The following is a 21,554-nucleotide window of genomic DNA, read 5'->3' as shown; positions in this document are numbered from 1 at the left end:
CGCGTACGGTCGGGTGACACCGTGAACCGGCTGCTGCCGCTGCCGGTGGTGGTGCCGCTGCTCGGCGCCGCGCTCACCCTGGTGCTGGGCCGGTGGCCGAGGCTGCAACGGGCCATCAGCGTGGGCGGGCTCGCCACCACGCTGGCGGTGGCGGCCGTGCTGCTCGTGCAGGCATACCGGCACGGACCCGTGGTGCTGGCGATCGGGGGCTGGCCGCCTCCGGTGGGCATCGTGCTGGTCGCCGACCAGCTCGCCGCGCTGATGCTGGTCGTCTCCGCGGCGGTGACCCTCTGCGTGCTGCTCTACTCGATCGGCCAGGGCCAGGCGGACATCGGCGAGAACGCCCCGATCACCATCTACCACCCCACGTACCTGGTGCTGACCGCCGGCGTCACCAACGCGTTCCTCGCCGGGGACCTGTTCAACCTCTTCGTCGGCTTCGAGATCCTGCTGGCCGCGAGCTTCGTGCTCATCACGCTCGGCGGTACCGAGACGCGGATCCGGACCGGCTCGACGTACGTGGTGGTCAGCATCCTCTCCTCGATGGTGTTCCTGGCCTCGGTGGGGCTCGTGTACGCGGCCACCGGGACGCTCAACATGGCCCAGCTCGCCGAGCGCCTGGACGCCCTGCCCGGCGGCGTACGACTGGCGTTGCAGCTGATGCTGCTGCTCGCCTTCGGTGTCAAGGCGGCGGTCTTCCCGCTCTCGGCGTGGCTGCCGGACAGCTACCCGACGGCGCCGGCCCCGGTCACGGCGGTCTTCGCGGGCCTGCTCACGAAGGTCGGCGTCTACGCGATCATCCGGACCGAGACGCTGCTCTTCCCCGGCGGGCAGGTCGGAACGCTGCTCCTGGTGGTGGCGGGGCTGACCATGCTGATCGGCATCCTGGGCGCGGTGGCCCAGTCGGACATGAAGCGACTCTTCTCCTTCACCCTGGTCAGCCACATCGGTTACATGATCTTCGGGGTGGGGCTCAGCACCCTGGCGGGGCTCTCCGGCGCGATCTTCTACGTGGTGCACCACATCACCATCCAGACCACGCTCTTCCTGGTCGCGGGCCTGGTCGAGGTGCGCGCCGGCAGCACCGACCTGCGCCGGCTCGGCGGGCTGGCCCGGGTGGCGCCGCTGCTCGGTGTGCTCTTCTTCGTCCCGGCCATGAACCTGGCCGGCGTCCCGCCGCTCTCCGGCTTCCTGGGCAAACTCGGCCTGCTCCAGGCCGGCGTGGCGGCCGGCGGCGCGCTCCCCGCCGCGCTGGTCGCGGCCGGCACGGCGACCAGCCTGCTCACGCTCTACGTCGCCTCCCGGGTGTGGAACATCGCCTTCTGGCGGGCACCCCGGCTGGCCACCGCCGAGCCCACCGTCCGGCTGCCCACGTTGATGGTGGGCGCCACGGTCGCCCTGGTGGCGCTCGGCCTCGCGTTGACCGTGGCGGCCGGCCCGCTGTTCGACGTGACCGCCGACGCCGCGGCGGACCTGCGCGACCGCACCCCGTACGTCCGGGCCGTCTTCCCGGGCGGCACGCCGTGACCGCGGGTCCGGGCGAGGCGCGGGCCGGGCGCGTACGCCTCGGGGTCCGGCGCTGGCGCGACCAGGCCGTCGCACTGGGCTGGCTGGTGCTGATCTGGAACCTGCTCTGGGGCGAGTTCACCTGGGGCAACCTGCTGGCCGGGCTGCTGATGGGAGCCGCGGTGCTGGTCTTCTTCCCCCTGCCGTCGGTCACCTTCGCCGGCCGGCTGCGCCCCGCGGCGCTCCTGGTGCTCGCCGGCCGCTTCGTCGTCGAACTGGTCGTCGCGAGCGCGCACATCGCCCGGATCGCCGTGCAGCCGGGCTACGTCCCGCGCAGCGCCGTCATCGCGGTACCGCTGCGCGTCCCCACCGACCTGAACCTGGCGCTCACCGCCGAACTGGTGTCGCTGGTGCCCGGCACGCTGGTCATCGAGGCGGACCGGGCCACCGGGACCCTCTACCTGCACGTGATGGACGTACGCGGGCCGCAGGACCTGGTCGCCAACCGGAGGCGGGTCCTCACGGTCGAGCGGCGGCTCGTCCGGGCCATCGGCTCGTCCGCGGAGCTGCGCCGGGTGTACGAGCCGTCCGCCGACCGCGCCCCGGGCGGGCCCGCCGACCCCGGGGGCTCCACCGATCCCGCCGATCCCGGCGGTCCCGCCGGCCCCGATCCCGTCGATCCCACCGACAAGGAGAACCGACCGTGACCACGTTCCTCGCCGCCGTCCTCACCGTGCTCTTCTCGGTGACCACCCTGCTCGTGCTGGTCCGGCTCTACCGCGGCCCGTCACTGCTGGACCGGGTCGTGGCCGCCGACATGCTGCTCGCCACGATGGTGGCTGCCGTGGGCGCCGAGGCGGCCGTCAACCGGCACGCCAGCACCCTGCCGGTGCTGGTGGTGCTCTCGCTGCTGGGCTTCGTCGGTTCGGTCTCGCTGGTGCGGTTCGCCGTACGGGACGGGGCCTGATGCTGGCCACCGCCGCCGACTGGCTCGGCGCCGCCTGCCTGGTGGGCGGCGCGCTGCTCGCCCTGGCCGCCGGGATCGGCGTGCTGCGCTTCCCGGACGTGCTCGACCGCATGCACGCGGCCACGAAGCCGCAGGTGCTCGGCGTGCTGCTCCTGCTGGCCGGGCTGGCACTGCGGCTGCGTACGCCCCGCGACCTCGGCATGGTGGCGCTGGTCGCGGTGTTCCAGCTGGCCACCGCCCCGGTGGCGGCCCAGATGATCGCGCGCGCCGCGTACCGGTCCGGACGGGTGGACCGCAGCCTGCTCGACGCCGACGAACTTGCCGACCGCTGACGCACCGTCCCGCGTCGAGCCGGGCCAGCGCGGCCACGGCTGGGTGAACCGGACAACCCGGGGGCTTCGGCCCACCTTCAGCGGGCGTACAGGGAGCGCCGATAAAATGGCCGCATGATCGACTCTCCTGCCCCGGAGGGCAGCAGTAGCCAGCCGGGTCGTGCCCGGCATCCGATGGCCCCGACGACGCGTCGAGGAGCCCTGAGCCTCCCGTGTTGATCGTCCTGGGCCTCGCCCTGATCATCGTTCTCACCGCTCTCACCGGCTACTTCGTGGCCCAGGAGTTCGGCTACGTCGCCGTGGATCGTGGCAAGCTGCGCCAGCTCGCCGACGCCGGCGACCAGGCCGCCGCCCGGGCGCTCGACGTGACCCACCGACTCTCGTTCATGCTCTCGGGCGCGCAGCTCGGCATCACCGTGACCGCCCTGCTGGTCGGTTACGCCGCCGAGCCGTACCTCGGCGCCGGTTTGGCCGAGCTGTTCGGTCTGACCGGGATCTCCGACACCGTCAGCGTCACGCTCTCCGTGGTGCTGGCCCTCGTCATCGCCACCGTGGTGCAGATGGTGCTCGGTGAGCTCGCCCCGAAGAACCTCGCCATCGCCCGCGCCGAACCGATCGCGCGGGCGCTCGCCCGCTCCACCCTGATCTACCTGCGGGTGGCGGGCCCGGTGATCCGGCTCTTCGACCGGGCCGCCGTGCGGCTGCTGCGCCGGGTCGGCATCGATCCGATCGAGGAGCTGCCCAGCGGCGCCACACCGGAGGACCTGGAGCAGATCATCGCCGAGTCCCGGCAGGAGGGGCACCTGGACGTGGAGATGTCCACCCTGCTCGACCGGGGGCTGGACTTCCGCGAGCTGTCCGCCGGCGAGGCCATGGTGCCGCGGGTGGACGTGCACACCGTACGCGCCGACGAACCGGTCAGCCGGGTCGTCGAGCTGCTGGACACCGGCCACTCGCGCTTCCCCGTCCGGGGGGCCGAGGGCGTGGACGACCTCGTGGGTGTGGTCGGCATCGCGGACGTGCTCCGGGTGCCGCCGCACGAGCGCGCCACCACCCGCGTGAGCGCGATCGCCGTACCGCCGCTGCTGGTGCCCGAGACGCTGCCGCTGCCCACGGTGCTGGACCGGCTCCGCTCCGGCCACCGGCAGCTGGCCTGCGTGGTCGACGAGTACGGCGGCTTCGCGGGCGTCATCACCCTGGAGGACATCGCCGAGGAACTCGTCGGCCCCATCCGGGACGAGGACGACCCGCCGGAGCGAGCACCGGCCCGGCAGGCCGACGGCTCGTGGGTGGTGCCCGCCCGCTGGCGGATCGACGAGGTCGCCGACAGCACCGGCATCGCGCTGCCCGAGGCCCCCGAGTACGACACCCTCTCCGGCCTCGTGATGCGGGAGCTGGGCCGGGTGCCCGAGGTCGGCGACCGGCTGGAGATCAGCCTGCTCGCCGACGGCGAGGACGGCGAGGTGGAGCCGCGCGCGCTGGTCGAGGTCCTGGCCGTCGACCGGCACGTGGCCGACTCCGTCCGGCTGCGGGTGACCGAGCCGGGCCAGCGCTCGGAGGTGTCCGCATGAGCCCGGGTGTCGCGCTGTTCACCTCGGTGGTGCTGCTGGCCCTCAACGGCTTCTTCGTGGCCGCCGAGTTCGCCCTGGTGGCGAGCAAGCGGTACCGCCTGGAGCAGGCCGCGGCGGGCGGCGGGCGGGCGGCCCGGGCCGCGCTGGACGGGGTCCGCGAGTTGTCGCTGATGCTCGCGGGCGCCCAGCTGGGCATCACGCTCTGCACGCTGGGCCTGGGTGCGCTCGCCGAGCCGGCGATCGAGCACCTGATCAGCCCGCTGCTGCACGCGGTGGGCCTGCCGGACGCGGCCAGCCACGCGGTGGCGCTGGTGTTCGCGCTGGCGCTGGTCACCTTCCTGCACCTCGTGGTGGGGGAGATGGCGCCGAAGTCCTGGGCGATCATCGACGCGGAGCGCTCGGCCATGGTGCTGGCCCTGCCGTTCCGGGCGTTCGCCCGGGTGGCCCGGCCGGTGCTGTCCGCGCTCAACGCGCTGGCCAACTCGATCCTGCGGCTGGCCCGGGTGAACCCGCAGGACCAGCTGGCCCAGGTGCACGGGCCGGACGAACTGCGGATGCTGCTGGAGCAGTCCCGCGAGCACGGGCTGCTCGGCGCCGAGCAGCACCAGCTGCTGACCAGCATGCTGGAGTTGCAGGGCACCACGGTGTCCCAGGTCATGGAGCCGTTCTCGACCATGGTGACGGTCCGCCGCGGCGACTCGGCCGAGCGGATCGAGGAGGTCAGCCGGGACAGCGGCCGGTCACGCCTGGCGGTCCTGGACGCGGCCGGCGACGTCTGCGGCCTGGTGCACGTCCGGGAGGCGGTGCGTGCCGTCACCACGGGCCAGCCGGCGACCGCCGGTGACCTCATGAGCAACGCCTTCACCCTGCCGGCGGAGGCGTCGGTGACCGAGGCGGTGGCCGCGATGCGGGGCCGCCAGTCGCAGCTCGCCCTGGTGCGCAACGGCGGCGGCCCGGCCCGGCCGGTCGGCTTCGTGGCGCTGGAGGACCTGCTGGAGGAGGTCATCGGCGAGTTCGACGACGAGACCGACCCGGTTCCGCGGGGTCGCCGGCTGCGCTGAGGCCGGACGCTTTCGGCGAACCCCGGCCGGCCGGGTGCGCTCTCCGCCACAGTGGGGGTGGGGTGCGCGCTCGGCGGCGGGGTGAGGGGGTCCGGTGCGGGTCACGGGGGTGTCGCCGGAGTCGGGCTGGACCGGCCTGACCGTACGCACCGCCCTCACCAACCCGAGCACCCTGCCGGGCCTGCGACTGCCCGGCCGGGTGACGGTCACCGCCGGCCGGGTCGACGTGCCGGTGCTGCACGTCCGGCTCGGTCTGGTGACGACGGCCGAGCCGGACGACCCGTCCGCGCCGCGACGCCTCGTGCAGTTCCACGAGGCGTCGCTGACCGGCGCGTTCGTGCTGCGGGCGGGGCGGGGCCGGACCATCCCGTTCCAGTTCCCGATGCCCTGGGAGACCCCCGTGACGACGGTCGGCGGGGTGCCGTTGCTGAGCCTCCGGATGGGGCTGCGCACCGAGGTGGCCATTGAGGCGCGGCTGGACCAGGGCGCGATGGTGCCGGTCTTCGTGCACCCGCTGCCGACGCAGGCGCACGTGCTCGCGGCGCTGGACACGCTCGGTTTCAGCATGCGCCAGGCGGGGCTGGTCGACGCCCGGCTGCCCGGGGTGGAGCAGGCGCTGCCGCTGCACCAGCGGATCGGGTACTGGGTCGCGCCGCTCTACGCCGGCCCGATCACCGAACTCGAGCTGATCTTCGTGGCGAACGAGGCCGGCCTGGAGGTGATCCTCTGGCTGGACCGCCGGCTGGCCCTGGCCGGGGTGACCCACCAGAGCATCAGCCGGTTCCGGGTCTGGCACGTCGGCGCCGACCGGCGGGACTGGGTCTCCACGGTGGACGGCTGGCTGCGCCAGGCCATCAACCGGCACGCCGCGGTCGCCGCCCACAGCGACTGGTCGGCGACCATCACCGAGTCCGCCCACGTGAGCCGCCCGCCCGACGACCCGGTGCCGCCCGGGTTCGGTCTCGGCGGCACCGCGGGCGGCGCGGGGGTCGGCGGGGGTGGCGGCGACGGCACGTGAGCGCCGCGCCGCCCGCCTACATGCTCGCGGTGGCGAGCTTGACGCTGAAGCCCAGGAACAGGGCGGCCACGCCCGTGGTGGCGCCGGCCGCGAGCCGGCGGCGCCGGCGGAACTGAGCGGCGAGGAAGGTACCCGTGAAGATCAGCACGGTCAGGTAGAGCGCGCTGGTCAGCTGCGCGATGAGCCCGAGCAGCAGGAAGGACAGGGCCGGCCAGTGGTACGTCGGGTCGACGAACTGGATGAAGAACGAGATGAAGAAGAGGATCGCCTTCGGGTTGAGCAGGCTGATCACCAGCGCCTTGCGGAACGGTGAGCGCATCGCCGCCGGCTCCGCCGCGTCGATGAGGCGCGGCGAGGCCGGGTCGTTGCGGTCGCGCCAGCGGCGCCAGGCCCCGCGCAGCATGGTGAGACCCACGTAGCCGAGGTACGCCGCGCCGGCGTACTTCACCACGAGGAAGAGCGGGGGGTACGCCTTGAGCAGCGACGCCACCCCGGCGGCGGAGAGGACCATCAGCACCCCGTCGCCGAGGAAGACGCCACCGGCGGCCCGGTAGCCCGCGCCCACGCCGCGCTTGGCAGCGGTGGACAGCACGAAGAGAGAGTTGGGCCCGGGCAGCAGGATGATCGCCACGGTGCCCAGCACGTACGTTCCGATGTCGGTGATCCCCAGCACGCCGGACATCATCACGCCACCGGTGCCGTACGGCGAAGTCTTTCCCGGAGGGTGACCTGTGCGTTCGGCCACTCGTCGACGGTCATGGCGTACTGCACGGTGTCCCGCCAGGAGCCGTCCGGCCGCCGCCGGTGCTTGCGCAGCACCCCCTCGCGGGTGGCGCCGAGCCGTTCGATGGCCCGCTGCGAGCGTTCGTTGCGGATGTCGGTGTGCCAGACGACCCGCGCCGCGCCCAGGTCGTCGAAGGCGTGGGCGAGCAGCAGCAGCTTCGCCTCGGTGTTGATCCCGGTCCGCCACCAGGGCCGGCCCAGGAACGTGTAGCCGATGGCCACCGACCCGCGCTGCGGGTCCACCTCGTAGTACGACGTGCTGCCGACCACCGCGCCGGTCACCGCGCAGCGCTGCACCCAGGGCACCCGCTCGCCCCGCTCGTGGGCGGCCAGCGCCTCCGTGACGACGGCGGCCGTGCCGGCGGCGTCGGCCGGGAGGGGCCGCCACAGGTGCGCCCAGACCTCGGGGTCGGCGGTGGCGGTGTGCAGTTCGTCGGCGTGCGCGAGGTCGAGCGGCTCCAGCACGACGTGGTCGCCGCGCAGCACCGCCGGCTCGTGCCAGGGGGAGCGGGCCGCACGCAGGTACGCCGGGACGGGGACGGTCACGCCCGCGTCCGGCTCGGGACGGCCCGGCGTCAGCCGCAGCGGCACCACCCCGGCCCAGTGCGGCAGGGCGAGGTCGGCCTCGTCCTCGCGGACGCCCCCGGCGCGGACGCGCAGCGAGACCTCGCGCAGCGGCAGCGCCAGCATGGCCGTTTCGGCCAGCTCCCTGCGGTTCGGCGGTCGGCTGTCGGCGCTGCGCCCCGCGCCGACCTTCTCCACGAGGGCGGTGAGCACGTCGGCCTTCTCCCGCTCGTCGGTGACGAGCCGGGCGGTGCCGTGCGCGACGACCGACCGGTAGTTGGCGCTGTGGTGGAACTGCGAGCGGCCGTAGACCAGCCCGTCGAGCAGGGTCACCGCCACGCAGACGGGCAGCCCGTCGCCCCGGGCGGCGAGCAGCGGCCGGCTCCCCGTGGAGCCGTGCAGGTAGAGCGTGTCGCCGACGCGGACGTGCAGGGTCGGCAGGACCCGCGGCTCGCCGTCCCGGGTGAACCCGAGCGTGCAGTGGTAGGCCTCGTCGAGCACCGCGTGGACGGCAGCGCGGTCGTAGCTCATCCGGTCCCGGGAGCGGGTGGCCGTCGTCCGGGCGGTCGGGGGGTACGTGGTGCCGGGGTCGGTCTCCGGGGTCATGAGTCCGCCTTTGTTCTAGTACAATCCTTGATTTGTGTCAGCACGCTATCAGGTCACCGGGACCACGGCCGTCGAGATTTCGGCCAGCATCGAGTCCGGAATCCGTACGGCCGCGCTGCCGCCGGGCGCCGCGCTGCCGCCCGTCCGGGCGCTCGCCGCCGACCTGTCCGTCAGCCCGGCCACCGTCGCCCGGGCCTACCAGGAGCTGCGCCAGCGGGGCCTGGTCGCTACCGCCGGCCGGCACGGCACCCGTGTCCGCCCCCGCCCGCCCGTGGCCGCCCGCCGCTCGGCGTTGCGCCCGCCGTCCGCTCCCGGCCTGCGCGACCTCTCGGCCGGCGAGCCGGACGCGACGCTGCTGCCGCCGCTCGGGCCCCACCTGGCGGCCCTCGCCGCCGAGGCCGGCCCGCCGATCAGCTACTCGGGCGCCGGGGTGCTCCCCGAGCTGGCCGAGGCGGCCCGGGCGCGGCTCGCCGCCGACGGCGTGCCGGCCGGGGAACTGACCCTCACCGGCGGCGCGCTGGACGGCATCGAGCGGCTGCTCGGCGCCCACCTGCGCCCCGGCGACGCGGTCGCGGTCGAGGACCCGGGCTGGGCCAACCTGCTCGACCTGGTGGCGGCGCTCGGGCTGCGCCCGATCGGCGTGCCCGTCGACGACGAGGGGCCGATGGTGGCCGGGGTGGCGGCCGCGCTGGCCGCCGGTGCCCGTGCGCTGATCGTGACGAGCCGGGCGCAGAACCCGACCGGCGCGGCCGTGTCCGCCGCCCGCGCCGCCGCGCTGCGCGAGTTGCTCGCCGGCTGGCCGGACCTGCTGCTCGTCGAGGACGACCACGCGGCCGAGCTGGCCCGCGTACCGCTGCACCCGCTGGCCGGGGCGACGGCGAGCTGGGCCTTCCTCCGCTCGGCCAGCAAGCCCTTCGGCCCGGATCTGCGGCTCGCCGTCCTCGTCGGTGACGAGACCACGGTGGCCCGGGTGGCCGGGCGTGCCCGCGTCGGCGCCGGCTGGGTGTCCACGGTGCTGCAACGGCTGCTGCTCGGGCTCTGGCGGGATCCGGCGGTCGCCGCGCTGGTGCACCGCGCCGCGGGGAGCTACGACCGGCGGCGCGAGGCGCTGCTCGCCGCGCTGGCCGAGCGGGGGATCGCCGCCCACGGGCGCAGCGGCATCAACGTCTGGCTCCCCGTACCGGACGAGACCCGCGCGGTGACCGCGTTGCGCGACGCCGGCTGGTCGGTCGCCCCCGGCGCGCTCTACCGCATCGCGGCCGCCCCCGGCCTGCGCATCACCGTGAGCCCGCTGACCGACGCCGACATCACGCCCCTCGCCGACGCCCTGGCCGGGGCCGCCCTGCCGCCACCCGAGCGGGGTTTCACCGCGTGAGTCCCCCGCGATCTTGCAGTTTGTGCCCCTGGAATGTCGCTGATGCCCCGGTTCGCCGGGGCTGAAAGTGCAAGATCGCGGAAGGGATGGGGGTGTGCGCCGTGGGTATGCGCGGCCCGAGGGAGCGGGAGCGGGGGTGGGGTTGTGTCGCCGGGTCTGAAGCGGGCCATCGGGGTCGTGATCGCCGTGGCGGCGGTCGTGGTCATCATCGTGTTCATCTCGCTGATGTCGGGCGGCAGCGCCGGCCGGTCCTGACGGCCCGGCCGGCCGGCGGGTACCCGGCATGCTCCCGCGAACGGGTATATAACAGTCGGCATGGCCGAGCAGTCCGAGAGCGCCCCGGGCGCCCAGCGGTTCATCCCACCCGAGGCGGACACCCTCGACGAGCTCCGGGCGGCGGCCGCCGGCTGCCGGGGCTGCGAGCTCTACCGGGACGCCTCGCAGACGGTCTTCGGCCGGGGCGACGAGAGCGCCCGGGTGGTCTTCGTGGGCGAGCAGCCCGGCGACATGGAGGACCAGAAGGGCCTGCCGTTCGTGGGGCCCGCCGGCCGGTTGCTGCGCAAGGCGGTCGACGACGCCGGCCTCGACCCCGGGCACATCTACCTCACCAACGCCGTGAAGCACTTCCGGTTCGAGCTGCGCGGCAAGCGGCGCATCCACCAGACCCCCGACCGCGTGCACATCACCGCCTGCCGTCCGTGGCTGGTCGCGGAGTTCGCACGGTTGCACCCGGAGATCGTCGTGGTGCTCGGCGCCACGGCCGCCAAGGCGCTGCTCGGCCCGACCTTCCGGGTGACGAAGCAGCGCGGCGAGCTGCTGCCGTGGCCGGCGTCGGCGCAGCACCCCGAGGACTTCCAGCAGGTGCCCGTCGACAGCGCCGGGAAGCGGGCCGACACCCCGCCGTCCCGGCTGCTCGCGACCATCCACCCGTCGGCGGTGCTGCGGGCCGACGACCAGGACAAGGCGTACGAGGGGCTGGTCACCGACCTGACCGTCGCCGCCCGCGCCCTCGCCTGATCCGCGACGGCGGCCGACGGGCCGGCGCTTCGGCCGTCGGCGAAACCGGGTGCCACCGGGAGCGGTGACTGCGCGAGGATGGGCGGCGTCACCACCCCCCCCGCACCGCAGGAGCTGCCCGATGGCCACGGACCTGACCGCGCCGGTCGCCGCACCCGACGTCGCGCCGATCCAGCGGCGGACCCTGCGCCTGCTCTTCGGCACCCAGATCATCGGCGGGATCGGCGTCACCATCGGCATCTCGGTGGGCGCGCTGCTCGCCGCGCGGGTCGCCGGCACGGCGCTCGCCGGTGTCGCGCAGAGCGCCTCCGTGGTGGGCGGCGCGCTGCTGGCGGTCCCGGTCACCCGGGTCATGAACGGGCACGGTCGCCGGCCGGGGCTGGCCATCGCGTACCTGGCCGGCGCGGTCGGCGCGGTGCTGGTCGTGCTCGCCACGGTCACCCACGTCGTGCCGCTGCTCTTCCTGGGCATGCTGTTCTTCGGCGGCGGCACGGCGGCCAACCTCCAGGCCCGCTACGCCGCCGTGGACCTCGCCGAGCCGGCCCGCCGGGGCCGCCAGCTCTCGTTGATCGTCTGGGCCACCACCATCGGCGCGGTGGCGGCGCCGAACTTCGCCGCGCTGGCCGACCACACCACCAGCGGCTGGGGTCTGCCGCCGCTGGCCGGCCCGTTCGCGTTCAGCGCCGTCGCGTTCGTGCTCGCCGCCGGCGTACTCCTGGTGCTGCTGCGGCCCGACCCGCTGCTCACCGCGCGCCGGCTCGCGGCGGCCCGCACCGCGGCTCCCGCCGCCGTGGCGTCCGGCGTGGGCGTGGAGGCCGCCGCCGGGCCCGAGGTCACCCCGCCGCCCGGGGCCGTCGCCGCGCCGGCGCCGCCCGCCCGGCGCGCCGGGATGCGGGCGGCGTGGCAGGTGGTACGCGGCCGGCCCGCCGCCCGGCTCGGCATCGCCGCGGTCGCCGTGGGGCACACCGTCATGGTGGCGGTCATGTCGATGACGCCCGTGCGGCTCGGCGAGTCGCACGGCGACGCCGACGTGCTGCGGGTGGTCGGCCTCGTGCTGAGCCTGCACATCGCCGGCATGTACGCGCTCTCGCCGGTGGTGGGTTGGCTCACCGACCGGCTCGGCCGTCGGGCCGTGATCCTGACCGGCGTCGCCCTGCTGCTCGCCGCGTGCGCGGTCGCCGGCACGGCGGGGCACCACACGCCCCGGCTCTCGATCGGTCTGGTCCTGCTCGGGCTGGGCTGGTCCGGCACCATGGTCGCGGGCTCCACGCTGCTGTCCGAGTCGGTGCCGGCCGCCGTACGCCCCAGCGTGCAGGGCTTCTCCGATCTCACGATGGGGCTCGCCGGCGCGGCGGCCGCCGCGGTCAGCGGGTTTGTCATGCGGGCCGCCGGTTATCCCGTCCTCACCCTGCTCGCCGCGGTCGCGACCGTCCCTCTGGTGGCGCTAGCGTTGCGTCCGGTGCCGGCGGGGGCACCGGACGAGGAGGACTGATCACGTGCGGCTGACCGACTTCTGGGCGCGGCTGGAGGAGGCGTTCGGCCCCGGTTACGCGGCCAGCATCGCCAGCGACCAGGTGCTCTCCCAGCTCGGTGGGCGGACCATCGCGCAGGCCCTCGCCGCGGGTGAGGAGACGCACGTGGTGTGGCGGGCGGTCTGCGCGGCCTATCCCGACCGGGTGCCCGCCCGACTACGCTGAGCAGCGATTTCCGCCGATCCGCGTGTCGCTTGTCGAGTCGTACACCTGTTCGGCTATTGTCCACAGCGGGGTGCTCGTCCACAGCTCGCGGCCCGTCGGCTGGTTTTCTGTCGGACCCAGCGCCTAGCGTGTCCGCGTGACGCGAAGCTCAGCAAAGACGCCGGCGAAGGCAGGGGTGGCAACGATGGTGGCAGCGCCTGACCGGGAGAAGGCACTCGACCTTGCTCTCGCTCAGATCGACAAGCAGTTCGGCAAGGGCTCGGTGATGCGTCTGGGGGAGCGTCCGGTCATCCAGACCGCGGTGATCCCGACCGGGTCCATCGCGCTCGACGTCGCGCTCGGCGTGGGCGGTCTGCCCCGCGGCCGGGTCGTCGAGATCTACGGTCCCGAGTCCAGCGGTAAGACCACGGTCGCCCTGCACGCGGTGGCCAACGCCCAGCGGGCGGGCGGCATCGCCGGCTTCATCGACGCCGAGCACGCCCTCGACCCGGAGTACGCGAAGGCCCTCGGCGTCGACACCGACGCGCTGCTCGTGTCCCAGCCCGACACCGGTGAGCAGGCGCTCGAGATCGCCGACATGCTGGTGCGCTCCGGGGCGCTCGACATCATCGTGATCGACTCGGTGGCCGCGCTGGTGCCGCGCGCCGAGATCGAGGGCGAGATGGGCGACAGCCACGTCGGCCTCCAGGCCCGGCTCATGAGCCAGGCGCTGCGGAAGATCACCGGTGTGCTCAACAACACCGGCACCACCGCGATCTTCATCAACCAGCTTCGCGAGAAGATCGGCGTGATGTTCGGCAGCCCGGAGACCACGACCGGTGGTCGGGCGCTGAAGTTCTACGCGTCCGTCCGGCTCGACGTCCGCCGGATCGAGAGCCTCAAGGACGGCACCGACGTGGTCGGTAACCGCACCCGGGTCAAGGTCGTGAAGAACAAGGTCGCCGCGCCGTTCAAGCAGGCCGAGTTCGACATCATGTACGGCAAGGGCATCTCCCGCGAGGGCTCGCTGATCGACGTGGGCGTCGAGCAGGCGATCATCCGCAAGTCCGGTGCCTGGTACACCTATGACGGCGACCAGCTCGGCCAGGGCAAGGAGAAGGCCCGCGAGTTCCTCCGGGAGAACCCGGACGTGGCCGCCGAGATCGAGAAGAAGATCCTGGAGAAGCTCGGCGTGGGGATCGGCGCGAGCGACGCGGCCGGTGGCCCGGAGCTGCCGCCGGTCGACTTCTGATCTGACCCGTGGCAGGACGACGGGCCCGGACGGGGCGCGGCTGGGATGCCAGTCCACCCCGCCCGGGCGATGCCACCACGCCGCGCCCCCGGCGGAGCCGCCGGGGGCGCGCCGAGCAACCCGACCCGGAGACGACGCCCGCCCCGCCCCGGGACGAGGCCGAGGTGGCCCGGGAGATCTGCCTGCGGCAGCTCGCCGTGCGGCCACGCACCCGGGCCGAGCTGGCCGGCGCCCTCGCGAAGCGCGGCATCTCCGAGGAGGTCGCCGCCCAGGTCCTCGACCGCTACGACGAGGTCGGCATCATCGACGACGCCGCGTTCGCCCGGGCCTGGGTGAGCAGTCGGCACACCGGTCGTGGTCTGGCCCGCCGGGCGCTCGCCAACGAGCTGCGGCAGCGCGGCGTCGACGGTGACGTCGCGACCGAGGCCCTCGGCGAGCTGAGCGAGGAGACCGAGGCGGAGACCGCCCGGGCCCTGGTCGAGCGGAAGCTGCGCACCGCCCGCGGCGAGCCCGACGCGATCTTCCGGCGGCTCGTCGGGATGCTGGCCCGCAAGGGCTACCCGCCCGGTGTGGCGATCCGGGCCGTGAAGGACGCGCTCGCGGCCCAGAGCGCCGAGGCCGCCGAGTTCGCCGAGCAGATCGACGCTGACGCGCTCGCCGAGGCCGAGGGCGAGCTGGACCGCGACACCCGGGCCGTCGAGTGATGGTTCCGGCGACCGTCCGGCCGCCCGAGTGTTCCGGTGGCGGCCGGCCCGTTCGTGTGACCGGGCCGCGCGGCGGTCGTGCGGGCGCGGGCGTGCGGCTTGGCGGTCGTGCGGGTGTGCTCGGGCGGTCGCGTGTACGTGCCGGGCTGCCGGCGCCGGGCTACCTGGGTGGCGGCCTGCTGCTCGCACCTGCCGGCCGGGGTGCTCTCCGACGGCCGGTCGCGGCCACGCGACGTGGCAGCCGGGCGGGTCGTGCGGGTGTGGTCGGGCCGCTTCGCGGTCGGGAGGGTCGTGGCGGTGGGGGCGATGCTGAAGGCGTGCCTCAACGGTGGGCGACGCCGTGACGAGCACCTCGCCGTGCCGGTCACCCCGGCCGAGCTGGCCGCCGACGCGGCCCGCTGCGCCGCGCTGGGCGTCGCCGCCGTGCACGTCCACCCCCGCGACGAGACCGGCGCCGAGTCGGTGCGTCCCGAGGCGGTGGCCGAGGCGTTGACCGCCATCCGGGCCGCCCGGCCCGGGCTGCCGGTCGGGGTGAGCACCGGCGCCTGGATCGAACCGGACCCGGCCGCCCGTGTGGCCGCCGTCCGGGCCTGGCCGGTGCTACCGGACTTCGCCTCGGTCAACGCCCACGAGGAGGGCGCGGAGGCCGTCGCCGCGGCGCTGCACGAGCGGGGCGTGATGGTCGAGGCGGGCCTCTGGACGCCGGACGCGATCGAGGCGTACCGGCGGTGGCCGGTCCCGGCCGGGCGGATCCTGGTCGAGTGCATGGCTGAGGACCCGGCCGTGGCGCTGGCCGACGCGGCCCGGATGCTGGCCCTGCTCGGCGTCGCGGGTGCCCCGCCGGGCGTGCCGCCGGTGCTGCTGCACGCCGAAGGGCCGGCCACCTGGGTGGTGCTCGCCGAGGCGGTGCGCCGGGACCTGTCGACCCGGATCGGCCTGGAGGACACGCTCCACCTGCCCGACGGCACGCTCACCCCGGACAACGCGGCGCTCGTCGCCGCGGCCCGCGCAGCCGGCGCTCACTGAGCCACCGCCCGCCGGCTGGTCCCACCCGTTCGGCGGTGTGATCGACTCGACACTCCGTGAAGTCGGGGCATCCGAGGGCTACGGACACCGCGACTTCCTGGAAGGCGAGTCGATCATCGCTCGGCCGCCGCCAGCGAAGTGGATCAACTCAGGATGAGGCGGTCAGGAGCGGTGAGCAGCGGTGACGATGCCCGGACGGCCGGATCCTCGGTGGAGTTTGTCCACTGGTGTCCGGCGTCTGATGAGCGCTCGGTGACCCTCCAACTTCTCTCCGTTCGGGGGGTTTGATCATGAGTTCTTGACCAGACCGCCCCTCGCGACCTAGCCTCGCCATACAGGCTCACATTGCCCGACCAGCGCAGGCTAAGCGCACAACATAGATCGCGTAACAGAACAGCATCACTTTGGCTGGTTAGCCAGCCTCTGGCACCAGCTCCGGACAGGCCGGTCCGGAGCCGGCGCGACAACTGCACCCGGCCGCCGACGACGCCACGGGCACCGCCGGCGGGAGAGGGCTACCCACGGCCAGCCGCTCCGGTCGGGCGTCCAGAGCCGCAGGAGCGTGCCTTCCGGCACGGTCGCTGCGGCGCCGACGTTCAGGGGAGGCGGCCATGGCGGGGTGGCACAGGTTCACCGGCGGTCCCCACGGGGTCCCGGCATGAGCGCCTTCGACATCGTGATCCTCGTCGCCGTGCTCGTCCTGATCGTCGTGGTCGTCGGGGCGGTGCTGGTGGGCGTGCGGACGCTGCGGGGCATCGGAGCGGCCCGGGCGGCCGTCGACCCGGCGTTCATGGCCGAGAAGGACCGCCAGGAGCAGTCCCTGGCCGCGCTGCGCAACGCGGCCGACGAGGCGAACAGCACCATCGACGTGGCGAAGTCCGCGGCCGCGGCGGCGCACGCCGAGGCGGCCGCCGCGAAGGCCGAGGCGAAGGCGGCCCGCGCCGAGGCGCGCCGGGTGCTCGACGACGCGCGGGCCGAGGCCGACACCGTCCTGGAGCGGGCCCACAAGCAGGCCGAGGCGGACGCCGAGCAGTTGCGCGCGGCAGCCCGGCGCGGCGGTGAGCGCGAGGTGGCGGTGCTCGCGGCGACCACCCGCGAGCAGGCCGCCGAGGTGGAGCGGCGCGCGGCCCGGATGGACGAGCGGGAGCGGCTGCACACCGAGGAGGTCGAACGGCTCGCCGAGCGCGAGCGTCAGCTCACCGCCGCGAGTGCCGCGCTGGCGGCCCGGGAGGCCGCGTTGGCCCGGCGGGAGACCGAACTGACCGAGGCCGAGGAGCTGCGCCGGCGGGAGCTGGAACGGGTCGCGGGGCTCACCGCCGAGGCGGCCCGGGCCGAGCTGATCGAGGCGATCGAATCCCAGGCCAAGCGGGAGGCGGCCCTGCTGGTCCGCGACATCGAGGCCGACGCCCGCAGCACCGCCGAGCAGCGCGCCCGGCACATCGTGGTCGACGCCATCCAGCGGGTGGCCAGCGAGCAGACCGCGGAGAGCGTGGTGAGCGTCCTGCACCTGCCGGGCGACGAGATGAAGGGGCGGATCATCGGCCGGGAGGGTCGCAACATCCGCGCCTTCGAGTCGGTGACCGGGGTCAACCTGATCATCGACGACACCCCCGAGGCCGTGCTGCTCTCCTGCTTCGACCCGGTCCGGCGGGAGGTGGGGCGCCTCACCCTGGAGAAGCTGGTCCTGGACGGCCGCATCCACCCGCACCGCATCGAGGAGGTCTACGAGCTGGCCCGGCAGGAGGTCGAGCAGCTCTGCCTCCGGGCCGCCGAGGACGCCCTCGTCGAGGTCGGCATCACCGAGATCCACCCGGAGCTGGTCACCCTGCTCGGCCGGTTGCGCTACCGGACGTCGTACGGGCAGAACGTGCTCAAGCACCTGGTCGAGACCGCCCACATCGCCGGCATCATGGCTGCCGAGCTGCGCCTGGACGTGCCGACCATCAAGCGGTCGGCGTTCCTGCACGACATCGGCAAGGCGCTCACCCACGAGGTCGAGGGCAGTCACGCCATCATCGGCGCCGACCTGGCCCGCAAGTACGGCGAGAGCGAGGACGTGGTGCACGCCATCGAGGCGCACCACAACGAGGTGCCGCCGCAGACCATCGAGGCGGTGCTCACCCAGGCCTCCGACGCCTGCTCGGGCGGGCGGCCGGGAGCGCGGCGGGAGAGCCTCGAGGCGTACGTCAAGCGGCTGGAGCGGATCGAGGAGATCGCGGCCAGCAAGCTCGGCGTGGAGAAGGTCTTCGCCATGCAGGCGGGCCGGGAGATCCGCGTGATGGTCAAGCCGGACGACGTGGACGACATCGGCGCCGCCGTGCTGGCCCGGGACGTGGCCAAGCAGATCGAGGAGGAGCTGACCTACCCGGGGCAGATCCGGGTGACCGTGGTGCGGGAGTCGCGGGTCACCGAGATCGCCCGCTGAGGCGCCGGGCGGCGTTCCCGCCCCCGATCACGAAAGGAGGGGCGGCTCTCGTCGATCGAGAGCCGCCCCTCCTTTCGCGCGTCGGGATCAGATGGGGCCGCCGGCGCCCTCGGCCTGCGACATGAGCGCCGCCGGCGGCGGGTTCTGCGCCGGGGTGCCCGCCGTCTTGCGGCCGCGGGACAGCCGATGCTGGACGTACTGGGCCAGCTTCGACAGCGAGTAGTTCACCGCGATGAAGAGCACGGCGATCACCACGTACACCTGGATCGGGTTCTCCAGCACGCCGATGACCTGCTTGCCGATGTTCAGGGTCTCCTCGTAGCTGATGATGAAGCCGAGCGAGGTGTCCTTGAGCACCACCACCAGCTGGCTGATCAGCGCCGGGAGCATGATCCGGAACGCCTGCGGCAGCAGGATCATCCGGGTGGACTGCAGCGGCGAGAGGCCGATCGCCGCCGCGGCCTCGGCCTGGCCGCCGGGCAGACCCTCCATGCCGGAGCGGAGGATCTCGCCGATCACCACCGAGTTGTAGATGGTGAGGCCGATGACCAGGTACCACAGCGTGTCGAAGCTGACGCCGAACTCGGGGAAGCCGCGGGCCACGAAGAAGATGGTGATGACGACCGGGAGGCCGCGGAACACCTCGACGCAGACGCGGGTGACGGCCGACAGCAGGACGCTCAGCCCGCGCAGCAGGTACGCCAGCGGCGTGGCGAAACCGACGAAACGGCGGCGGGTGAGGCTCTTCAGCTGGATCCGCAGCACGGCCAGCAGGGTGCCGACGACCAGCGAGGAGACGATGGCCAGCACCGCCGCGATCAGGGTGTTCTTGAGGCCGAGGCCGAGCCGGTCCCACACCTGGGAGAAGTTCTCGTTGGAGGGGTCGATGAGGGGACCCCACAGCTCCATCGAGAACTGGCCCTTGTCGTCCAACGGCCGGTAGATCAGGAAGTACGCGCCGACGAGCAGCAGCAGCGTGGCGGCGACGCTGCTGACCAGCGTGATCCGGCGCTGGCGGGGCCCGGGGACGTCGTAGAGGACGCTGGTCTGCCGGCTCATCGGGCCACCGCCTGCCGCTTCTCGATGCGGTCGAGCAGGGCGCCGAGGGGGACGGTCATGATCAGATATCCGATCGAGATACCGATGGCGACGGGAACGAAGGCGAAACCTTCGGCCGAGGTGAGCTGGTCGGCGGTCTGGGCGAGGTCGCCCACGACGCCGAAGAAGCCGGCGAGCGCCGAGTTCTTGATCATGGCGATGATCACCGAGCCGAGCGGCACCACCGACGCCTTCCACGACTGCGGAAGCACGACGTGGCGCAGGTTCTGGCTGAAGGTCAGACCGAGCGACCGGGCCGCCTCGGCCTGGCCGGGCGGAACGGCGTTCACGCCGGACCGCAGCGCCTCGCAGACGAACGCCGCGGTGTAGAGCACCAGGGCGATCAACGCGAAGCGGAAGTACGGCAGGTCGGTGCCGAGCCGGTTGAACACCGCGTCCAGGCCCGGGAGGCGGAGGAAGTCGGCGTTCGAGCCGAGCGCCGGCAGGCCGAACGCGGCGAAGAACATCACCACGGTGAGCGGCATGTTCCGGAAGATGTTCACGTACGCGGTGCCCACCGCCCGCAACGGCGGGACGGGAGAGATCCGCAGCACCGCCACGACGGCGCCCAGGAGCAGGGCGCCGATCGCGGCGAGTAGGCAGATCTGGAGGGTGAGCCAGAAACCACCCGCGAAGACGTCGAACTTGTCGATGAGCACATTCACGGCTCGGTCTTCCTCCCCACCCTCCAGATCGGCGGTACGTAGATCAGTAGCGGTTGACGGTCGGCGCGGCGCCCAGCTCGGCACCGAACTTGCCGGCCGTGTCGTCCCACGCCTTCTTCCAGCTGCCGTCGTTGAAGGCCTTCTCCAGCGTGTCGTTGATGAAGTTGCGGAAGTCGGTGTCCTCCTTCTTCACCCCGATGCCGTACGGCTCCTTGGTGAAGTTGTCACCGGCCAGCTTGAACGAGGCCTCGTCCTTGGCGATGTAGCCGAGCAGGATCACGTTGTCCGTGGTGACCGCGTCGACCTGGCCGCCCTTGAGGGCGTCCCGGCACTTGTCGTAGGTGTCGAAGAGCACCAGCTGGGTGGCGACGTCCTTGACGTACTGCTTGATGGTCTCCGCCGGGGTCGAGCCGGTCACCGAGCAGACCTTCTTGGTGCCGTCCTTGAAGGAGTCCGGGCCGGTGATCGCGGTGTCGTCCTTCTTCACCATGATGTTCTGGCCGGCCTCGTAGTACGGCCCCGCGAAGGCGATGCGCTCCTTGCGCTTGTCGTTGATCGTGTAGGTCGCGGCGACGAGGTCGACCGTGCCGTTCACGATGACGTCCTCGCGGACCTTCGAGGGAGCCTCGACCCACTCGATCTTGTCCTCGGGGATGCCGAGCTCCTTGACGATGATCTTCGCGACCTCGACGTCGAAGCCCTCCGGCTTGCCGGACAGGCCCTTCTGGCCGAAGCCGGGCTGGTCGAACTTGGTGCCGATCTTGATGGCCTGGGCCTTGTTGAGCCGCTCCATCGTGCTGCCGGCGGCGAACGACTTGCTCCCCGCGCCGGTGCCCTCGCTGGAACCGTCGTCGCCACCGCAGGCGGTCAGCCCGAGGGCCAGGGTCGCGGCCGCAGCGACGGCCGCCACGCGCGTGATACGCATACTCTTCTCCTTCTTCGACGAAGCCCGCCGGGGGATGGCGCGCTCCAGGTGGACGTCAGTGCGTGAGGATCTTGGAGAGGAAGTCCTTGGCCCGCGCGCTGCGCGGGTTGGCGAAGAACTCGGCCGGCGGAGCATCCTCCACGAGCTGCCCGTCGGCCATGAAGATGACGCGGTTGGCCGCGTGCCGGGCGAAGCCCATCTCGTGGGTGACCACGACCATCGTCATGCCCTCGCTGGCCAGCGAGGTCATGACCTCCAGCACCTCGCCGACCATCTCCGGGTCGAGCGCGCTGGTGGGCTCGTCGAAGAGCATGGCCTTGGGCTGCATCGCGAGCGCGCGGGCGATCGCGGCCCGCTGCTGCTGGCCGCCGGAGAGCTGCGCCGGGAACTTGTCGGCCTGGTTGGCGATGCCGACCCGGTCGAGCAGGGCCAGGGCCCGCTCGCGGACCGCCGCCGGCTTCTCCTTGCGGACCTTCACGGGGCCGAGGGTGACGTTCTCGAGGATCGTCTTGTGCGCGAAGAGGTTGAACGACTGGAAGACCATGCCGACCTCGCTGCGCAGCTTCGCGAGGGCCTTGCCCTCGGCGGGCAGCGGCTGGCCGTCGAACGTGATGGTCCCGGAGTTGATGGGCTCCAGCCGGTTGATGGTGCGGCACAGCGTCGACTTGCCGGAGCCGGAGGGGCCGATCACGACGACCACCTCTCCGCGACCGACGGAAAGTGAGACGTCGTCCAGCACGTGCAGCGGCCCGAACCACTTGTTGACCGAGTCCAGCACGATGAGCGGTTCGCCCGTCGTCACGTCGTTCACCGTCCCTGTCGTCTGCCGATCGGGGTCCGACGACCCCTGGTTGGGCAACTGTAGGCGGCGAGTTGTGGCGGAACGCAACTCAGTTGGTCACGGAGCGGTAACACCGCTCAAGATCCGCGCGTGGAGTCCGATTTCGACCCGGAAACGGGCGTCGTGGGTGGCGCCGGGTGGA

General features: G+C 73.2%; 21 protein-coding genes. 15 read left to right on the top strand and 6 right to left on the bottom strand.

What is annotated here, in order from left to right; translation table 11 throughout:
- The first annotated feature begins 21 nt into the window (after window positions 1-21).
- The 7 genes from D7193_RS04335 to D7193_RS04305 all read left to right on the top strand — a co-directional run bounded on the left by D7193_RS04335 (window position 22) and on the right by D7193_RS04305 (window position 6,455).
- Window positions 22-1,527 (top strand): Na+/H+ antiporter subunit D, encoded by a 1,506-nt coding sequence (locus tag D7193_RS04335; protein WP_120779255.1) that lies wholly within the window; start codon window positions 22-24, stop codon window positions 1,525-1,527.
- The gene (locus tag D7193_RS04330) at window positions 1,524-2,213 is read left to right on the top strand and encodes a Na+/H+ antiporter subunit E (RefSeq protein ID WP_120778034.1); all 690 of its coding nucleotides are present in this window, start codon (window positions 1,524-1,526) and stop codon (window positions 2,211-2,213) included. The genes D7193_RS04335 and D7193_RS04330 overlap by 4 nt, the downstream gene beginning before the upstream one ends.
- Window positions 2,210-2,473, top strand: coding sequence for an MrpF/PhaF family protein (locus tag D7193_RS04325; protein WP_120778033.1), 264 nt, complete (start codon window positions 2,210-2,212; stop codon window positions 2,471-2,473). Before D7193_RS04330 ends, D7193_RS04325 begins: the two co-directional genes overlap by 4 nt.
- Complete coding sequence (mnhG, locus tag D7193_RS04320; protein ID WP_174242544.1) at window positions 2,473-2,805, top strand: monovalent cation/H(+) antiporter subunit G; 333 nt, start codon at window positions 2,473-2,475, stop codon at window positions 2,803-2,805. The genes D7193_RS04325 and mnhG overlap by 1 nt, the downstream gene beginning before the upstream one ends.
- Window positions 2,806-3,017: 212 nt before the next feature.
- Entirely contained in the window at window positions 3,018-4,376 is a 1,359-nt protein-coding gene (locus tag D7193_RS04315; protein WP_120778032.1) for a hemolysin family protein, read from the top strand.
- The gene (locus D7193_RS04310; protein WP_120778031.1) at window positions 4,373-5,437 is read left to right on the top strand and encodes a hemolysin family protein; all 1,065 of its coding nucleotides are present in this window, start codon (window positions 4,373-4,375) and stop codon (window positions 5,435-5,437) included. The genes D7193_RS04315 and D7193_RS04310 overlap by 4 nt, the downstream gene beginning before the upstream one ends.
- A gap of 94 nt (window positions 5,438-5,531) precedes the next feature.
- Complete coding sequence (locus tag D7193_RS04305; RefSeq protein ID WP_120778030.1) at window positions 5,532-6,455, top strand: sporulation protein; 924 nt, start codon at window positions 5,532-5,534, stop codon at window positions 6,453-6,455.
- A 16-nt stretch (window positions 6,456-6,471) separates the two neighbouring features.
- On the opposite strand, the gene leuE is transcribed toward D7193_RS04305, so the two are convergent.
- Both leuE and D7193_RS04295 read right to left on the bottom strand, forming a co-directional pair.
- Window positions 6,472-7,140, bottom strand: a complete 669-nt coding sequence (leuE, locus tag D7193_RS04300; RefSeq protein WP_120778029.1) for a leucine efflux protein LeuE — start codon at window positions 7,138-7,140, stop codon at window positions 6,472-6,474.
- Entirely contained in the window at window positions 7,140-8,408 is a 1,269-nt protein-coding gene (locus D7193_RS04295) for a bifunctional pyridoxamine 5'-phosphate oxidase family protein/GNAT family N-acetyltransferase (protein WP_120778028.1), read from the bottom strand. Before D7193_RS04295 ends, leuE begins: the two co-directional genes overlap by 1 nt.
- A gap of 34 nt (window positions 8,409-8,442) precedes the next feature.
- Between D7193_RS04295 and D7193_RS04290 the strand changes: the two genes are divergently transcribed.
- The 8 genes from D7193_RS04290 to rny all read left to right on the top strand — a co-directional run bounded on the left by D7193_RS04290 (window position 8,443) and on the right by rny (window position 17,883).
- Window positions 8,443-9,783 carry an aminotransferase class I/II-fold pyridoxal phosphate-dependent enzyme gene (locus tag D7193_RS04290; RefSeq protein ID WP_120778027.1) on the top strand — a complete coding sequence of 447 codons (1,341 nt, stop codon included), beginning with the start codon at window positions 8,443-8,445 and terminating at the stop codon, window positions 9,781-9,783.
- Window positions 9,784-10,098: 315 nt separating this feature from the next.
- A complete protein-coding gene (locus D7193_RS04285) occupies window positions 10,099-10,800 on the top strand; it encodes a UdgX family uracil-DNA binding protein (RefSeq protein WP_120778026.1) in 702 nt (233 codons plus the stop codon).
- A 121-nt stretch (window positions 10,801-10,921) separates the two neighbouring features.
- On the top strand, window positions 10,922-12,292 hold the full coding sequence (locus tag D7193_RS04280) for an MFS transporter (protein WP_120778025.1): 1,371 nt from the start codon (window positions 10,922-10,924) through the stop codon (window positions 12,290-12,292).
- Window positions 12,293-12,296: 4 nt separating this feature from the next.
- The gene (locus tag D7193_RS04275; RefSeq protein ID WP_120778024.1) at window positions 12,297-12,497 is read left to right on the top strand and encodes a DUF3046 domain-containing protein; all 201 of its coding nucleotides are present in this window, start codon (window positions 12,297-12,299) and stop codon (window positions 12,495-12,497) included.
- 184 nt (window positions 12,498-12,681) lie between these two features.
- The gene (gene recA, locus D7193_RS04270; protein ID WP_120778023.1) at window positions 12,682-13,728 is read left to right on the top strand and encodes a recombinase RecA; all 1,047 of its coding nucleotides are present in this window, start codon (window positions 12,682-12,684) and stop codon (window positions 13,726-13,728) included.
- An 8-nt stretch (window positions 13,729-13,736) separates the two neighbouring features.
- Window positions 13,737-14,432, top strand: a complete 696-nt coding sequence (locus D7193_RS04265) for a regulatory protein RecX (protein WP_120778022.1) — start codon at window positions 13,737-13,739, stop codon at window positions 14,430-14,432.
- Between the two features lie 306 nt (window positions 14,433-14,738).
- Window positions 14,739-15,458 carry a 3-keto-5-aminohexanoate cleavage protein gene (locus D7193_RS04260; protein ID WP_120779253.1) on the top strand — a complete coding sequence of 240 codons (720 nt, stop codon included), beginning with the start codon at window positions 14,739-14,741 and terminating at the stop codon, window positions 15,456-15,458.
- Between the two features lie 658 nt (window positions 15,459-16,116).
- Window positions 16,117-17,883: a ribonuclease Y gene (gene rny, locus D7193_RS04255; RefSeq protein WP_120778021.1), complete on the top strand. Its 1,767-nt coding sequence runs from the start codon at window positions 16,117-16,119 to the stop codon at window positions 17,881-17,883.
- An 87-nt stretch (window positions 17,884-17,970) separates the two neighbouring features.
- Here the strand turns inward: rny and D7193_RS04250 are convergent, their stop codons facing one another.
- From D7193_RS04250 to D7193_RS04235, 4 genes are read right to left on the bottom strand one after another with little or no spacing between them, the layout of a single operon-like run.
- Window positions 17,971-18,942, bottom strand: coding sequence for an amino acid ABC transporter permease (locus D7193_RS04250; RefSeq protein ID WP_120778020.1), 972 nt, complete (start codon window positions 18,940-18,942; stop codon window positions 17,971-17,973).
- Entirely contained in the window at window positions 18,939-19,646 is a 708-nt protein-coding gene (locus tag D7193_RS04245) for an amino acid ABC transporter permease (protein WP_120778019.1), read from the bottom strand. The genes D7193_RS04250 and D7193_RS04245 overlap by 4 nt, the downstream gene beginning before the upstream one ends.
- A gap of 43 nt (window positions 19,647-19,689) precedes the next feature.
- Entirely contained in the window at window positions 19,690-20,571 is an 882-nt protein-coding gene (locus D7193_RS04240) for a glutamate ABC transporter substrate-binding protein (RefSeq protein WP_120778018.1), read from the bottom strand.
- A gap of 55 nt (window positions 20,572-20,626) precedes the next feature.
- The gene (locus tag D7193_RS04235) at window positions 20,627-21,382 is read right to left on the bottom strand and encodes an amino acid ABC transporter ATP-binding protein (protein WP_120778017.1); all 756 of its coding nucleotides are present in this window, start codon (window positions 21,380-21,382) and stop codon (window positions 20,627-20,629) included.
- Between the last annotated feature and the right edge of the window lie 172 nt (window positions 21,383-21,554).

Origin of the sequence: Micromonospora costi (genome assembly GCF_003626655.1) — a bacterium.
Lineage (GTDB): Bacteria > Actinomycetota > Actinomycetes > Mycobacteriales > Micromonosporaceae > Micromonospora > Micromonospora costi.
Note: the sequence above shows the minus strand (reverse complement) of the source record. Positions and strands in the feature narration are given on the sequence as shown.

Bases quoted from the DNA above. Each gene is read 5' to 3' on its own strand.
- leuE (WP_120778029.1), bottom strand. From the start codon at position 7,140: ATGATGTCCGGCGTGCTGGGGATCACCGACATCGGAACGTACGTGCTG.
- rny (WP_120778021.1), top strand. From the start codon at position 16,117: ATGAGCGCCTTCGACATCGTGATCCTCGTCGCCGTGCTCGTCCTGATC.
- D7193_RS04295 (WP_120778028.1), bottom strand. From the start codon at position 8,408: ATGACCCCGGAGACCGACCCCGGCACCACGTACCCCCCGACCGCCCGG.
- D7193_RS04280 (WP_120778025.1), top strand. From the start codon at position 10,922: ATGGCCACGGACCTGACCGCGCCGGTCGCCGCACCCGACGTCGCGCCG.
- D7193_RS04260 (WP_120779253.1), top strand. From the start codon at position 14,739: ATGCTGAAGGCGTGCCTCAACGGTGGGCGACGCCGTGACGAGCACCTC.
- mnhG (WP_174242544.1), top strand. From the start codon at position 2,473: ATGCTGGCCACCGCCGCCGACTGGCTCGGCGCCGCCTGCCTGGTGGGC.
- D7193_RS04240 (WP_120778018.1), bottom strand. From the start codon at position 20,571: ATGCGTATCACGCGCGTGGCGGCCGTCGCTGCGGCCGCGACCCTGGCC.
- D7193_RS04250 (WP_120778020.1), bottom strand. From the start codon at position 18,942: ATGAGCCGGCAGACCAGCGTCCTCTACGACGTCCCCGGGCCCCGCCAG.
- recA (WP_120778023.1), top strand. From the start codon at position 12,682: ATGGTGGCAGCGCCTGACCGGGAGAAGGCACTCGACCTTGCTCTCGCT.
- D7193_RS04310 (WP_120778031.1), top strand. From the start codon at position 4,373: ATGAGCCCGGGTGTCGCGCTGTTCACCTCGGTGGTGCTGCTGGCCCTC.
- D7193_RS04285 (WP_120778026.1), top strand. From the start codon at position 10,099: ATGGCCGAGCAGTCCGAGAGCGCCCCGGGCGCCCAGCGGTTCATCCCA.